Origin of the sequence: Pelagicoccus mobilis (genome assembly GCF_016595505.1) — a bacterium.
Lineage (GTDB): Bacteria > Verrucomicrobiota > Verrucomicrobiia > Opitutales > Opitutaceae > Pelagicoccus > Pelagicoccus mobilis.
On record NZ_JAENIL010000030.1, the window covers coordinates 38,188 to 51,975 of the forward strand.

General features: G+C 53.8%; 11 protein-coding genes. 7 read left to right on the forward strand and 4 right to left on the reverse strand.

Annotated features, from left to right (window positions below; all coding sequences use genetic code 11):
• Positions 1 to 7 precede the first annotated feature (7 nt).
• Entirely contained in the window at positions 8 to 253 is a 246-nt protein-coding gene (locus tag JIN87_RS16155) for a SlyX family protein (RefSeq protein ID WP_200356626.1), read from the reverse strand.
• A gap of 90 nt (positions 254 to 343) precedes the next feature.
• Between JIN87_RS16155 and JIN87_RS16160 the strand changes: the two genes are divergently transcribed.
• From JIN87_RS16160 to JIN87_RS16175, 4 genes are all read left to right on the forward strand, one after another.
• Positions 344 to 4,183, forward strand: coding sequence for a prolipoprotein diacylglyceryl transferase (locus tag JIN87_RS16160; RefSeq protein WP_200356627.1), 3,840 nt, complete (start codon positions 344 to 346; stop codon positions 4,181 to 4,183).
• A 60-nt stretch (positions 4,184 to 4,243) separates the two neighbouring features.
• Positions 4,244 to 4,729: a hypothetical protein gene (locus tag JIN87_RS16165; protein WP_200356628.1), complete on the forward strand. Its 486-nt coding sequence runs from the start codon at positions 4,244 to 4,246 to the stop codon at positions 4,727 to 4,729.
• A gap of 211 nt (positions 4,730 to 4,940) precedes the next feature.
• On the forward strand, positions 4,941 to 5,402 hold the full coding sequence (locus JIN87_RS16170; protein ID WP_200356629.1) for a hypothetical protein: 462 nt from the start codon (positions 4,941 to 4,943) through the stop codon (positions 5,400 to 5,402).
• A 223-nt stretch (positions 5,403 to 5,625) separates the two neighbouring features.
• Positions 5,626 to 7,113, forward strand: coding sequence for a PhoH family protein (locus tag JIN87_RS16175; RefSeq protein WP_200356630.1), 1,488 nt, complete (start codon positions 5,626 to 5,628; stop codon positions 7,111 to 7,113).
• Between the two features lie 31 nt (positions 7,114 to 7,144).
• On the opposite strand, the gene def is transcribed toward JIN87_RS16175, so the two are convergent.
• Positions 7,145 to 7,717, reverse strand: coding sequence for a peptide deformylase (gene def / locus JIN87_RS16180; RefSeq protein ID WP_200356631.1), 573 nt, complete (start codon positions 7,715 to 7,717; stop codon positions 7,145 to 7,147).
• A 72-nt stretch (positions 7,718 to 7,789) separates the two neighbouring features.
• On the opposite strand from def, the gene JIN87_RS16185 reads away from it, so the two are divergent.
• Together JIN87_RS16185 and JIN87_RS16190 are read left to right on the forward strand one after the other, a co-directional pair.
• The gene (locus JIN87_RS16185) at positions 7,790 to 9,484 is read left to right on the forward strand and encodes a hypothetical protein (protein WP_200356632.1); all 1,695 of its coding nucleotides are present in this window, start codon (positions 7,790 to 7,792) and stop codon (positions 9,482 to 9,484) included.
• Between the two features lie 20 nt (positions 9,485 to 9,504).
• Positions 9,505 to 10,986 carry a coiled-coil domain-containing protein gene (locus JIN87_RS16190; protein ID WP_200356633.1) on the forward strand — a complete coding sequence of 494 codons (1,482 nt, stop codon included), beginning with the start codon at positions 9,505 to 9,507 and terminating at the stop codon, positions 10,984 to 10,986.
• Here the strand turns inward: JIN87_RS16190 and JIN87_RS16195 are convergent.
• A complete protein-coding gene (locus JIN87_RS16195) occupies positions 10,983 to 11,594 on the reverse strand; it encodes a class I SAM-dependent methyltransferase (RefSeq protein WP_200356634.1) in 612 nt (203 codons plus the stop codon). The genes JIN87_RS16190 and JIN87_RS16195 overlap by 4 nt on opposite strands.
• Positions 11,591 to 12,355 carry a hypothetical protein gene (locus JIN87_RS16200; RefSeq protein WP_200356635.1) on the reverse strand — a complete coding sequence of 255 codons (765 nt, stop codon included), beginning with the start codon at positions 12,353 to 12,355 and terminating at the stop codon, positions 11,591 to 11,593. Before JIN87_RS16200 ends, JIN87_RS16195 begins: the two co-directional genes overlap by 4 nt.
• Positions 12,356 to 12,460: 105 nt before the next feature.
• Between JIN87_RS16200 and JIN87_RS16205 the strand changes: the two genes are divergently transcribed.
• Positions 12,461 to 13,678, forward strand: a complete 1,218-nt coding sequence (locus JIN87_RS16205; protein WP_200356636.1) for a sulfatase-like hydrolase/transferase — start codon at positions 12,461 to 12,463, stop codon at positions 13,676 to 13,678.
• Positions 13,679 to 13,788: the final 110 nt, after the last annotated feature.

Below are 13,788 nucleotides of genomic sequence, written 5' to 3' on the forward strand. Positions count from 1 at the left end.
AAAGCGTCTAGTAGTGGGGCGGTTTTTCGTCGGCTGGCATTTCGTTATTTGAGCCGCTTTGCGAGTCGGCGCGCTCGGCGAGCTTTCTGACTTCCGCTCTGAGTTTTTCGAGTTCCGTCTGCAGGCCGTAGATGACTCGGTCCTGTTCCTCGATATGGCGTTCGAGAAACGCCTGTTTTATTTGAAGATCTTGAATTTGCGACTCGCTCATCTGAAAGGCCCCCCACTGTGGGCAGTCGAGGCGAGAGGGCAAGATTCCCCTTAAATGGAGTCGATTTCCAACCGATAAAAGGAGCATGCGGCCCCCACTTCTTCATTCGGCCGCTTTTCCCGGAAAACGTAAATGACTCAATCGGATTCTCCAGACTTCGAGTTCGACATATCGGACTTGGAAGTTGAGGGCAGTGCTGCCCCCGCTTCCAATGCGGAAGATGCTGTGCCCGGTTCTAAGGATGAGTCGAACCTTGGAAAGCAGGAGCAAGGCTCAGGAGATCAGGAGTTTAGATCGGATGATCGCTCAGAGGAGGACCTTGACGAGGCTGCGTTGGAAGGCTTTGCGATCGATGAGCTCCCGGACGCTTTTAGTTCCGAAGAAGCGTCTGCTCCGGCTGAAACGGATGCGGATGCGATAGAGCCTGAACCTGCTGAAGCGCAGGATCCCGGTTCGGATGAAGACGTGCAGGAAGTGACGCGTGTGGCGTCTGAAAAGGAAGCGAAGCCTACCCGCACGCTTGGAGCGGACGACTTGGGCGCGGATGTATTCGCGGAAATGGACGACGATTCTTCAGCGGTCAGCTTTTCGGATGTGATCGACGACCTGATGGACGAGGTCGAGGATTTCGAGGCCGGCGGGTTTGTGGATCTTGAGCAAGAGGCCAAGGCGTCTCAGAGCGAAAAGGACGACCTTTTTAAGATGGACGATCCGGATGATTCGCTAGGCCAGTCGATTGATCCGAATGCGGTTGAAGAAGAGGAGCCTGAGGCGGAAGCCCCTTCATTTCCAAGTCCTCCAGCTGATTTCGAGATTCCGGCTGATCCGGAACCCGAGGCGGTTGTTCCTGAAGAGCCCGAGACTGCTCAGGCTCCGGAACCGATTTCTGACGAGCGAGTTGAGCCAGTCGCGACTAACGAGCGCCCTCCTCAACCTGTTTCTAGATCCCCTCAAACAGAGATTCCTGTTCAGGGATCTATGGAGAAGGTTGAGGCGAAGATTCCAGAACCGCCAACTGCTGAGACCGTAGAAGAGAAGAGTGCGGCTGCTTTTGATCCGGAGATGGTGATTCCTGCCGACTTGCCGGAACCGTCTGCTCCTGTTGAGCAGAAAATCGAGGGATCTGCTCCCGAGCCGTCAAGCGACGTGCCTGAAGAGGAAGTGATGGTCGAGTCCGAGGCGATTGGTCCGATCGAGCCTGCCTTGGAAGATGAGGCGGTTGAGCCAGTGGATGGGCACGAGAAGGTGCTTTTTGACGCTGCGGAAGAAGAGCAAGCTGATGTTTTGCCGGAAGAAGATGCTGCTGCGGTTGAAAGCGAACCTGCTGTCTTGGAGGAGGAGGCCGTTCCTGAGCCAGTGATCGAAGAGATCTCCGAAGCTGATGAGGATTCTGTGCCGGAAGCGGTCGAGGCTCCGGCTTCGGAGGAAGTGGAAACCTCTGCAGAGGTCGAGGCGGATTTGGACCTAGCGGCGGTCGAGTTTGAAGAGGAAGAAGAGGACCTTTCTGCTTTGATTGATGCGACCTTGGATTCTGAGGAAACTCAAGAGGCTGCTGATGATGTTCTCGAAGAGCCTCTCGAGGAGGCAGAGGAGCTTGCTGTCGAGAATGAGCCGTCTGCGGAACTCGTAGAAGACGGTGAAGATGATCCTGTGGCGCTTCCGACACTCGAAGAAGAGGTGGAGGTGGCTGAGGAGCCTGTTTCTGTCGATGAGAGCGAAGTGGAGGATATCCCTGTTGTTCTCGACGAGGAAGAGGAGGATCTTTCCGAATTGATTGAGGCAGGTTCGGCTGAGGAAGAAACTGCTGAACCTGAGGTTGAGGAAATCGTCGCGAGCGAAGAGCCGTTGCAGGAGCTCGATGTGGAGGACGAGGATGAGGTCGTTGAGCTTCCTTCGCCCGAGGATCTTGTGAGCGCCTTGGAGCCTGAGCCGGCTGAAGAGCCTGAGCCTGTTGAAGCTGCGGTTGAGGCGGGCGATTTGGAGGACGAGGAAGACCTTTCCGAGCTTGTTGCTGGACTTCAAGTCGAGGAAGAGGCCTCTCCCGAAGAGAATGAGAGTTTGCCGGAAACTCCATCTTTGACTGTCGAGGACGAGGAGGATGAGGAGATCGTTTCTCTACCGGTTCCTGAAGTGCCTGGCCTGGTTGAGGTCGAAGAGGAAATCGCGGAGGAGTCTGAGGAAGTTACAGTCGAATCTAACGTGCCGGCGGCTCCTCCTAGCGCTGAGGAATTGCTCATGCAGGCGAGCAGCCTGCTCAATGGGGACTCTAAAAAGCCAGCCGAAGGGGCGAGCGACTTGCTCGACGAGTTGGATGGTGACGACGAGGACATCGTGGCGTTGCCTTCGCCGGAAGCCATGATGGCCGACGTTGCGGAGTCTGAGATCGACGACGAGGAAGTCGTGGCGATGCCGGATCCTGCTTCGCTTATCACTGAGGCGGGTGAAGACATTGCGGTGATCGACGACGAAGAGGAGGAGGAAGACGCTCCTGGAAACGTGGCTGATCGAGCGGGCGACTTGCCGCCGCCTCCACCGGCTCCGGTTGAGATTCTTGACGAGGAACCGCCTGAAGAGGATTCGCAAGCTGCAGTTGAGCCAGAACCCTCGGCTGAAGTCTCCGATCCCGAGCCGACTGCTGAGGAAGATGGTTTGCAGGACCCGTTTGCGGGAGAGATTTCGCTCGATGATTTTAGCGATGAGCTCGGCGAGATCGAAGGGCTGGTGGAAGACGACGAGTCAATCATCGATGCCTTGGACTCTGAGATTGAAGATGATGAGACGGTGGAAAGCGCCCCGGCTGCTGCCGCTCAAGTCGTCGAAATGCCCAAGCCTAGTTTGCTCTGGCGGATCACTCATTCGATGGCGGTTGCGGCGGGATTTGTTTTGGTCGGCCTTGCGAGCGTCTTAGCTGTTTGGAAACAGCAGATTATCGAGTTTTACGAGGGGCGGGATATCGATGGGTCTGCGTTGATTCACGAGATAGAGTCGGTTTCGAACCACGCGTTGGAGGAGTTTGACGAGAGTGGACTGTACCGAATGCAATGGGTGGACAGCGAAGTTCGTCGCGTATCGAAGAACGAGATACGTCTGCATGCGTTGATAGGCGCCCAGCTGAGGGAGAATTTGTACAAGCCGGTTTTGGAATCGGAACTGAAGGACAAGTTTGGGTATGACGAGGAGTCGCTGCTTGGATCTCTGAGTTATGCCCATCAGCATTTCCCTGAGGAAATCGGTCGCTACCCGGACAAACCCTGGGAGCGGCTCTACGAATTGTCCGCGGCTAAAGGGGAGGTCCTTTCCCTGCGTGTGATTTACGGGCTGACACGGCCGAACAAGGATGCGGATTGGCAGCTTTCTCGCGTCAAGGTTAGTGGATACAAGGAGAAGCTGACTTGGCCGGAGGGCGAAACCAAGTATGCCTTTGGCGAGGGAGCTTACGATATCGATTCGCTAGAGTTTTCGAAGGTGTTTTCTGAATACAAACTCCAATCTAATGAGTATGTTGCTCGGATCGATCGCCTGAAGACTGAGGTCGAGAACGGGCGTCTTGCGCTTAAGCGGGAGAACGATCGTCAGCGTGAGCGGGTGAAGATGGCTCTATCGGAAGGGGCGTACTTCAATGGTATCGCGATTTTGGGCGAGGACGCTGTGGATTCCGAGGACGTGCAGTTGGTGATCACTGAGGTTCGTAACGAGGGGTCTTTCGTGAAGGGGGTGCTTCGTTTGAATCGGGAGAGCGAGGAGCGTTCCAAGCATTTCGTAGGAAGCTTGGCGTTTGAGAAGACGCTTAGCGGGAAGGAGCAGGGCTACCTGAACTTGACCACAGTTTCAATGGACACTCCTGGGACGCTTGCGGCGGAGTCTACGTTTTTCCAAGCGAACACTGTGTCGCGCATGAAGCTGAAGGCGGATGGATTTCGTTTGGAGGGTGACACTAGGGACCTTTCCTTCCGTTTGACGCGGAGCATGTAGGGCGGACTGCGGAAAAGATTGGGATCGCCAAATCGGTTTGAGGGCGAGATGAACGGCTGCATGAGCAGTTCCGATCTTTCTGATTCGATTTCCCGGGCGATAGACCGCAAGTGTGGCTCTATAGTCTCCTTGTCGATTCTGTGGAAAAAGGCTGCTGCGACCCTGCTTGAGTCAGGAGCGAGCGAAGCCTCGGCGGTGAGTTTGATCGATGGGCTGGGGAGCGCTCGAAGCGTGGAGGCATTGGTGGCGGGAGTTTCCCAAGAGGGAAGGACGGTTGACGAATTTCTCTCGGGACTGAGCTCCTCGGTGGACGAGTCGATCTACTCGATTGATGCGTGGTTGGAAGCGTTTGAGAGGGTCCTGGCGCGATTGGTTGAGGAGAACCGTAGGGCCAGCCCGACCTCGATTTTAGGCTATGTCCAGTGCACTGCGGAATTCGCATCTCAAACGGCTGTGCACGAGCGACTGCCTGATTTAATTCAGTCGATGCTGGACGAGTACGGTTTCGAGGGCGAAGAGGGCTGCGTTTCTGGGGGGGCTGAGTAGAAGCGAGTAGGGGGAGTTGTTTTGGGGCTTAGAGCGGGACTGAGCTCTTCTAGTCAGGAAGTTCGATTTTTTTTGCGGATAGCGCATAATCGGGACTCGCGGGCCGAGTGATGGGGTGTGTCAGACGATAACTGGATTATTGGAGGCGGTTTGGACGCGACGGCGTCATGGATCGTGATCGCCTCTGAAGTCACCTCAAATGTCTATGTATATGAAAACTCGCACCTTTCGTCGCTTTCTCGCTCCGTTCTCCCTGTTTAGCCTTTGCGCTGTATCTGCTTGCCTGGCAGGAGATAAGCAGGATGGGGCGCTCTCTGGAGTCGTGGATCTGAAAAGCGAGAAGAGCGAGAGTCGTTGCGTGATGGTCTTTGCGAAGGTGGGGGAGCGGTTCCGCTATGAGTTTAAGGAGGAGAAGCCGTGTCCCTCTTTGGAGTGCGCTCCAGGCATCAACGCCTTGGGTGAGGAGAGCGCATTGCCCCAGGGGCTTGGATTTAACGCTGATGAGTTTGTTTTGGAAGGAATCCCGATGCGGCCAGGTTTTCACGAGTATGTGGTGATGCGAACTGAGAAAGGGGTGACCCGCGAGCACGTGGTTCTGATCGATATCCAGGAGCATTCGTTCGCAGCTGGAGGTGTTGAATACGCCTCATATCTCGCTGGAGGGATGCGTTGAGTTTCAGAGGGGCGGGCTATTTTTGCGCAATCGTTTCGGTGTGCGTCCCGCGGCATGCGAATTGCTGAATAGGATTCCTGTACTAACTTCCTAGGGCTGTAAGGCTTAGGCCCATACATTCTCTGGGGGGATGGTGAGCGATTCTCTTTTTTGCAGGTCGAAATTGAATCGTAACGAAAATTGATGTGGACAAAAAGAGGATCTGTATTAGTTTATTTATTACATGGGAATTCCTTCTGGTTCTTCCAAATTAGAGAGTAGCAAGTCCGTTTCGCGTCGGACGAAGACGTATGTTTTGGATACAAACGTCCTTATACACGACCCGCACTGCATCTTTAAATTTGACGATAACAATCTAGTCATCCCCATCGAAGTGTTGGAGGAGCTGGATTCCATAAAGATGGAGCAAAGCTCTGAGCGAGGGCGAAACGCTCGGCGAGTCCATCGGCTATTGAAAGAGCTATTGCCGGACTCGCGATCTATGGCGGAGGGCGTTGAGCTTGATACAGGCGGGACTCTTTCGGTCGTAATCAATAAATACTTACAAGGAGATGCCTCCAACGCTCCGGAGCGGTTCAAGGAATTTCAGACCTTGCTTGACTTTAAGAAGAAGGACAACCGGATCATCGCGGCGGCCTTGTTCGTGCAGGATAACTTGCCTCCGCCTACGATCCTTGTGTCCAAGGACGTTAATGTGCAGCTCAAGGCGCGAGCGGTTGGGCTGGAGTCGGAGGACTATCTCAACGACAAAGCTCCTGAAGAGCCTGAGTTTAGATCGTACAAAAAGATCGAAGTATCTAAATACGAACTACAGCGTTTTGCGTCCGAGGGCGAGTTTGAGCTCGAGGGTTATGCCGAGGGCCAATTGTTCGTGAATGAGTATGTTCTGCTGGTTTCGGATGAAGGGAAGACGATGCCGGCCCGCCACTATGGCGATGGCGTGCTGCGGAAGTTGATCATTCCAGAGTTTGTCAAGGCACCCGGTGGAGTGCCGATCCGGCCAAGAAATTTGGAGCAGCGATTTTTCATGGATGCGCTTCTCGATGACACCGTTTCCTTGATTACTTGTTATGGAAAGGCCGGCACGGGGAAGACGTTGTTGTCCACTGTTTGCGCGATCCACCAGACGGTTTCCGCGACGGATTGCAAGTACGACGGGGTTTCGATCTCGAGGCCAGTGATTGGAGTTGGAAAGGAAATTGGTTTTCTGCCCGGCACTCTCGAGGAGAAGATGAATCCCTGGTTGCAGCCTTACTATGACGCTTTGGAGGTCTTGATTCCGGGGAAGGAACCGAAGGATCCTCAGTTCGAGAACAAGCGTCAGCGTCGCAAGGTGAAATCGCAGGAGGAGCCAGCTGCCGGCAAGGTGCCGCAAAAGCCGTATGAAAAGCTGCTGGAAAGCGGTTTGGTCGAGATCGAGGCCTTGTGTTTCATTCGTGGTCGCTCGATATCGAACCGGTTTTTTATTTTGGACGAGGCTCAGCAGCTGACGCCGCATGAGGTGAAGACAGTAATCACTCGTATTTCCGAAGGTTCGAAAATCGTTTTGATCGGCGATCCGGCTCAGATCGACAATCCTTATGTCGATTCGCGAAGCAACGGCCTCGTCTACTGCTCGAATCGCATGAAAGGGCAGGCCATCGCTGCTCATGTGCAATTGACCAAGGGAGAGCGTTCGCTCCTCGCTGAGTTAGCGGCTGACCTGCTTTAGGTCGGCCATGTCTGGCATAGAGGCTGAAACCCTAGCCGCGCTTCTTTAGGCGTTGCAGGGTTTTGGCTTTCAACTGGTTAACTGGTAGCTGAATCTTCTTGAGCATGCGCTTCTTCATGCGGTCGGTGAAGAGGATGCCATTGAGATGGTCGACCTCGTGCTGGATGCAGCGGCCAAGGAGTCCGTTGGCTTCGATGGTGTGAGGAGTGCCGTCTAGGTCCTGGAATTCGCAGCGAATCCAGTCGGTACGTTCCACGTCGCCCCGGATGTTTGGGAATGAGAGGCAGCCTTCTTCGTAGGAAGTGACCTCTGACTCTATCAGCTCGACCTTGGGGTTGCAGAGGGCCATGGGCATGAAAAGGTCCATGGGGGGCTTGCTTCCGTCTAGGGTGTATTCGAAATCCGGATCGCACCCGTTGAGGTCGACAACGCAGAATTGCAGGGCTTTGCCGATTTGTTGAGCGGCGAGACCGATGCCTTCGGCTTCGTACATGGTGTCGACCATGTTTTCGAAGAGAGTGCGGAGTTCTTGGTCAAACTCGGTGACAGGCTTCCCTGTTTCGTGTAGCACTTTTTCTCCGTATTGAACTATTTGTAGCAGCATGGGTCTTGTTTTTTACCTAACCAACACCTAGGGCATATGTAGTTCAATTTCTTTCTTTGTTACCGGTATCTCATGTCAACCACAGCGAAAACCTCCCGATCCCCCGCTTTTCTCGGCGTTTTTCTGCTGTTTTTGGGAGTCGCGATGATTGCCGGCGGTTGGCTGATCCCTTCTCGCTTCAAGTCGGTTCCGTTCGGGGTGGTGCGCGAAGCGGGGCAGGCGGGCGATTCGGTGTCGGATCTGGCGAAACGGACTTTGTTGGACGGGAATTTCGGGGCTGCAGCTCTAGAGGCGGAAGCGGCTATTGAGATAAGCGACGAAAAGGGCGGATTTGTAGCATCGCAGGTGGCCATGGAGTTGGAGGCGAATCCTCAGCTCGCTCGCTGGGGGGCATGGGATCCGTTTTTGGAGGCGGCCCTCAAGACTGTTCCGCTGGAGGACTATTCGACTGAGCCGGGTACTTTGGGTATTTTGCTTTCCAAGTCTTGCCGGACAGCGGTGAGCGGATTGCTGGAAAACTCGCGTAATCCGCTCGTGCAAGATTTTAGGGCGACGGGAGAGTTTACGACATACCGTCGTCTTTTCCCCGTATCCAGCACTTCGGGACGTCCCCTGGAGGTAACTCTTCATGCTCTCGGCTTGCTCGCTCAGGGCGGGCATATTAGCGACGACCTGAGGATGCAGTTGCGAGAGCTTATCCTCGAAGCGAAGGCGACTGGAGCGATTGGTCAGCTGGAGGACTTTTATCTCGATAGCCTATCACTGATGAGGCTTTTTGATTGGGGGCAGCTGAAGGAGATCTTCATTCGTCTGGATTCTACCGATGAAGTGAAGCGTCTCCGATATTTGCTTCATCGAAGGGCCGATGATCAAGCCCTTGTTTATGCGATGAGCCTAGCCAGTCGGGATGTGTCGACTCTGTTCGACTATCTAGAGTCGTTTGGGGATGCGGGCTTCGAGCGTTTGCGCTCAAGTCTGGCTACGGGAGTTGAAGGCTATCGCCTCGCTCTTCGCGAGCAGTTGCCGATCGAGATCGAGACGTTGGAGGAGGCTGGGGCGCTTATTTCAAGGGTGCAGGCGGGAATCGCTCCATTTAGTCTGCAGAATCCAAAGCTGTCGTTGGCATTTAAATACAGTTTGTTTTTCTCAGGATCTTTCGTGGCTTTGTGGGGCTTTAGTCTGTTTGGGCGTTTTTATCGCGAGACTATTTCTCCCATTCTCGCTCTGACGCAGCGTTTCTTTGGTGCGACTGCTTCGGTGCTTGTCTTTGCCGTTCTAAGCGAACCCTTCCTCGCTATCTCGGGCGCCTTCGAGGGCTATAACTTCAGCTTTGTCCTTCCTGTGCTCACGCAGGTGGACGGTGAACTTCAAATTGTCGAAACCACTCCTAGTACTTCTATGGAACCAGCAACACTACTATCCATCGCCTTTTTCTTTTTGCTCCAAGCATTGGTCTTTTTGATCTGTATGCTTAAGGTTCGTGAAATTGAGAAGCGTGACCTTGATCCTTTGGTGAAGCTTCGCCTTATGGAAAACGAAGAGAACCTCTTCGATAGCGGACTCTATGTGGGGATCGCAGGGACTTGTATTTCTCTTGTGATGCAGGTGATCGGGATCGTTGAGGCAAATCTGCTCGCCGCCTATTCCTCAAATCTCTTTGGCATCCTCTGTGTCGCGATCGTAAAGATTCGTTTGGTTCGCCCTTATAAGACCAAGCTAATCATGGCGGGCGAGGAGCAAATTGTTGGCTTGTCGAAGGAGTCCTAGGCAGTTCGGAATCAATCACGATGAATAAAACCCTGCTTCTTATTCTTTGCGACTTCCTGTTGCTGACCATTCTCTCGATGTGGAAGATGGAGGAGGACGCTCCGGCTCCATCGGATACGCAGAGTTCCGAGACGGAGAATGCAAACGTCTCTGCGATGGCGATGATGGAGCAGGACTTGCTCGATACGCTGAGCTATTCGCTCGAAGAGGAGAAAGCGGAACGTGCGGAGCTGAATGAGGACTTGGAGTCGAAGGCGGCTGAGCTTGCTCGGCGAGAGCAGGAGTTGGCTCAACGTCAGGAGCGTATTCAAAACTTGGAGCAGGATTTGACTGAATCGGAGCTTCGCGAACGAGAGCTTGCTGCTGAAAGGGAGTCGCTTGAGTCGAAGGCGAGCGGATTGGAAAGTGAAGTGGCTGCCGCTCAGACACGGATTCAAACTGTTTCGGAGCGTTTGTCAGAAGCCGAACAAGCTGCATTGCAAAGCCAGGCTCAATCTCGTCTCTTGCAGGAAGAGCTCGAGCAAAAGCTCGCTGAGATCGAGGAAAAGGAAAACGTGCTCGAAGAGCAAAGAGAAGCTCTGGCAAGCTCGCAGCAACGCGTGCAGGAGCTGGGGGTTGAGGTTCGCATGAAGGAGCAGCAGAACACGTTTTTGCAGGAATCGGTTGATACCTTGAAAGGGGAAGTCGTAGCCGAACGGGAGGAGCGGCAGCGCATTCAGGAGCAATCATCAGTGCTCGCTCAGGGGGTGAGCGACTTGGCTGCCAGCTCGCAAGATCTAAGGCAAGAGCTGCGCTCTAACTTCGAGATCAATGCGAACCAGTTGTTTGCGGATTATAAGAACAATCAGATTCAAGCCGATTTTTCCGCAGTGAAGTACATGCGTAACCGTTATGTAAATACGGAAGAAAACACGACGACGGTCCTCGTGAGTGACGGAACCAACTACTACGCTCTGGCTCACATTGATAGCCTTCCGTTTGGTTTGAAGACGAGCCCTTCGAGTATCCGTTCCATGACGCTTTCGCTGAATCGCGCGGGGGAGGAGAAGAAGGCGAGCTCGCTGCAGTTTTTAGCGCTCGATCCGCGCATCGCGATGATCTCTCTTACCGATGCTGAGGCGGAGCGTCTGGGAGGGAAGGCTTACTTGACGGCTTTAGAGCCTTTCAAGTTTCCCGAGGCAGTTTTAGTGAACAAGCAAGGGGATTACTACGGGGAGGTGGAGTTCAAGCTCGACTCGGATACGCCGGGATTCGTGAAGATGCAGACTAAGATCTTTAGTTCGATCTTTGGAGAGTTCTCGCCGTCGACAGGGGATCTAGTGCTTTCGAAAACAGGTGAGCTATTGGGGATCATGGTTAACCGACGCTATTGCGCTCTGGTTAATAACTTCGTTCCGATTTCAACTTTGGACCTGACAAAGACTTTGGACGCTGGGGAGCTGAAGAAGACGCTTCGGGTGCTGAATGGTTCGCTGAACAACTTTCCTGAGCCTTTGCGTTAGCGTTTTTGGAGGAGCTGACTGACGAGCAGTCCGCCTAAGTGAGTCTTTGTGTAGAGAGGCTGTATTTGATCACTCCATACGATTGATGGCAAGTTCTGGGGGCGTAGGTTTGCTGCGACCCTAAAAGAGGCGTAGAGGCAGCGCACTATGATCGATTGCCAGAAGGTTGTAGATTGAAAGTCCGAGTAGGCGATCAGTCCTCCGGGGCGAAGTGTCTGTTCCAGGTTTGGAAGGAGCTCGTTTGCTTGTTCTTGCGAAAAGCAGTCCAAGGCGAAATGGAGTCCAAGAAAATCGTAGTTGTTTGTTGGATAACGATACGTCGTTGCGTCTGCATGAATCGGATTGAAGCGACTTTTGTTCAATCCGGACCTTCTCTGCGCTTGGCCAAGCATCGCTTCGCTTATGTCGAGAGAGTCGATCTTTATGTTTGGATTGCTCTGCAGGAGTGTTGAGGAGAACCGTCCATCGCCGTCTCCAATGAGAAGGCCGTGGGGGCAGTTGCTTAAGTGGCTGATGTAGCAGTTGCGAGCATGTTCCAAGCTTCTTCCGAAGCTCACGCGCTCGAGAAACGCGTAGGGTCTGGCGAGTCTGTCGAAACTGCGTGTCACGTGAGGAGGAGGGGGAGTATTGGTGTGAGTAGGCAGATGTCTGCCAACGCTCGCTTCGTAATCAGCTCTCCTGATTTGAAGCGGAGGTGCAGGGTTGTCAGCGCTAGCAAGGAGAGGAAGCAGGAAATCCCGATCATGGAAAACTGTGTCCAAATGACCGATACGCTTAGAACTGCACAGGAAAAGAAACCTAAGAATGCTGCCTGACGGGTGATGGTTTCATGGGGATGACTCCAGGTGCGGATCAAGAGGCAGTTCGTGAAAAAAAGAAGCCAGATGGAGAGAATTGGTAGCGGAGGTATTCTCTGCATCTCTTGAAAAATAAGGGTGGCTGCCAGAATGAGAGCGCTTGTGAAAGCCGTTTTGGCGATCGGGTAGAAGCGGAGACTGCGGGCGCGTTGTGCGAATAGGGTGTAGGCGATGGCTGAGCACATCAAAGCGAGCCCTTTGAGTAGCTCGCTGGTTTCTAGAGTTGTTAGCGAGAGTGTCACAGCTGTGATTAGGACCAGTATCCACGTAAGAAGGACGGAGTTTCTGAATTTGAGATAGAAACTGTGCTGTTCGCTCTTGGAAGGGGATCGACTGAGGGTATCGAACCATCGATCTGCGGAATAGCCGAGCCAGACGGAGAGGGAGACGATTGCGAAGTGATGCCAATTCTGGCTGCTCGCGACGCTTTTTGAAATGAGTGCCTGCCATGCCACTGCCACAATCGGCGCGTCGAGTGAAAGAAGGGTAAGCCATTTCAGATGCTTGAGCATGTCGTCGAGGATCAAAGGGCTTTGTCGCCTGCTTGCGATAGGATTTCGGGGAAACCTTCCCACAAATGCGTTGGCAAATGCTGAGGGCAGGGCAGGGTTGCCCTGATGACGGAGAAATTTCGAGAAGACCGGCCCGACGTGATCGTGGTGATGACCACGCAGTGGCGTGCCTCGGCTTTTGGTTTCGCAGGCGACCCGAATGCTAAAACTCCGTTTCTCGATTCCTTGAAAGAGGATTCGCTTTGGCTTCGCCAGGCGGTGACGCCTCATCCCTTTGGCGTTTTTGCGCGGGCTGCGTTTCTGACCGGGACACGGTCCCCGGCGAATGGGGTGAGTGATTACTTCGATCCGTTGCCTGCCGATGCTCGAACGCTTGCTGATGCCTTTGGGGAGGAGGGGTACGAAACTGCTTTTTTCGGCAAGTGGCAGCTTTTTGAGCGAGATCCTGATGCTCCTGTGGTGGGAGAGGCTCATGCCCGAGTGGTTGTGCCAAATGATCGTCGCGGTGGTTTCGAGTTTTGGGAGGGGTTCGAGTCCGGCTTTTTGCTGAACGACCCGCTCTTGCATGGGACGGATATTTTGGAGCCGACTCGCTTTGAGGGGTATCAAAGCGACGTGCTGATCGAGCGATTCATGCGTTTTCGAGAGAACAGGAAGTCGAATCGTCCTCTTTTTGCCCTGATCAGCCTAGATCCTCCGCATCCGCCCTACGCCGCCGATGCTTCTGGGGTGAAGGCTGCGAATCCGGAGGATGTGGTCCCGCTTAAGGGAACGACTCGTGATCAAGATCTGAGGGCGATGGCTCAAAGGGAGCTTGCCGGTTATTACTCCCATATCGAGGCGACTGATCGGGCGATAGGCAGGCTGGTCTCTGACCTTAAATCCTCTGGTGTTTGGAAAGACAGCTACTTTGCCTTCACCTCTGCTCACGGCGATATGCATGGGGTGGACGGAAAGTTTCGGAAAGGGTGGCCGGACGACGCGGCGATTCGGGTACCGATGCTCTTGGTGGGGCCTGATATTGAGGCGGGAGAGGATGACTCCCTGTTGATGAGCCTGGTCGATTTGGGGCCGAGCTTGTTAAGTTTAGCCGGGGTCGACAACGCTTTGGGTCGCGATGGGCAGGATCTGTCGGATGTGGTCAGAACCGGTGGCCCCGGGCCAGCTCAGCAAGAGATCTCTATGCCGAGCGTTCCTCCTTTCGAAAAGCAATGCCCCTTTGTTTGGACCGCTAATCGCGTCCCGGAGCGCACGGAAGTGTTTCCTGAAAACGACTCGCCGTACACCTTGGAAAACCATGAAAAATGGGAATTTGAAGCCTAGGCAAATTCTGCCCTCGGCGTTTTTTAGAGAAGCTTTAGAACTTTTTCAGTTTTTTAAGTCGCTGAATAGCAGTTGTTAGTGGTGTCTTGGCGTTGTGTGGGCATAGGCTT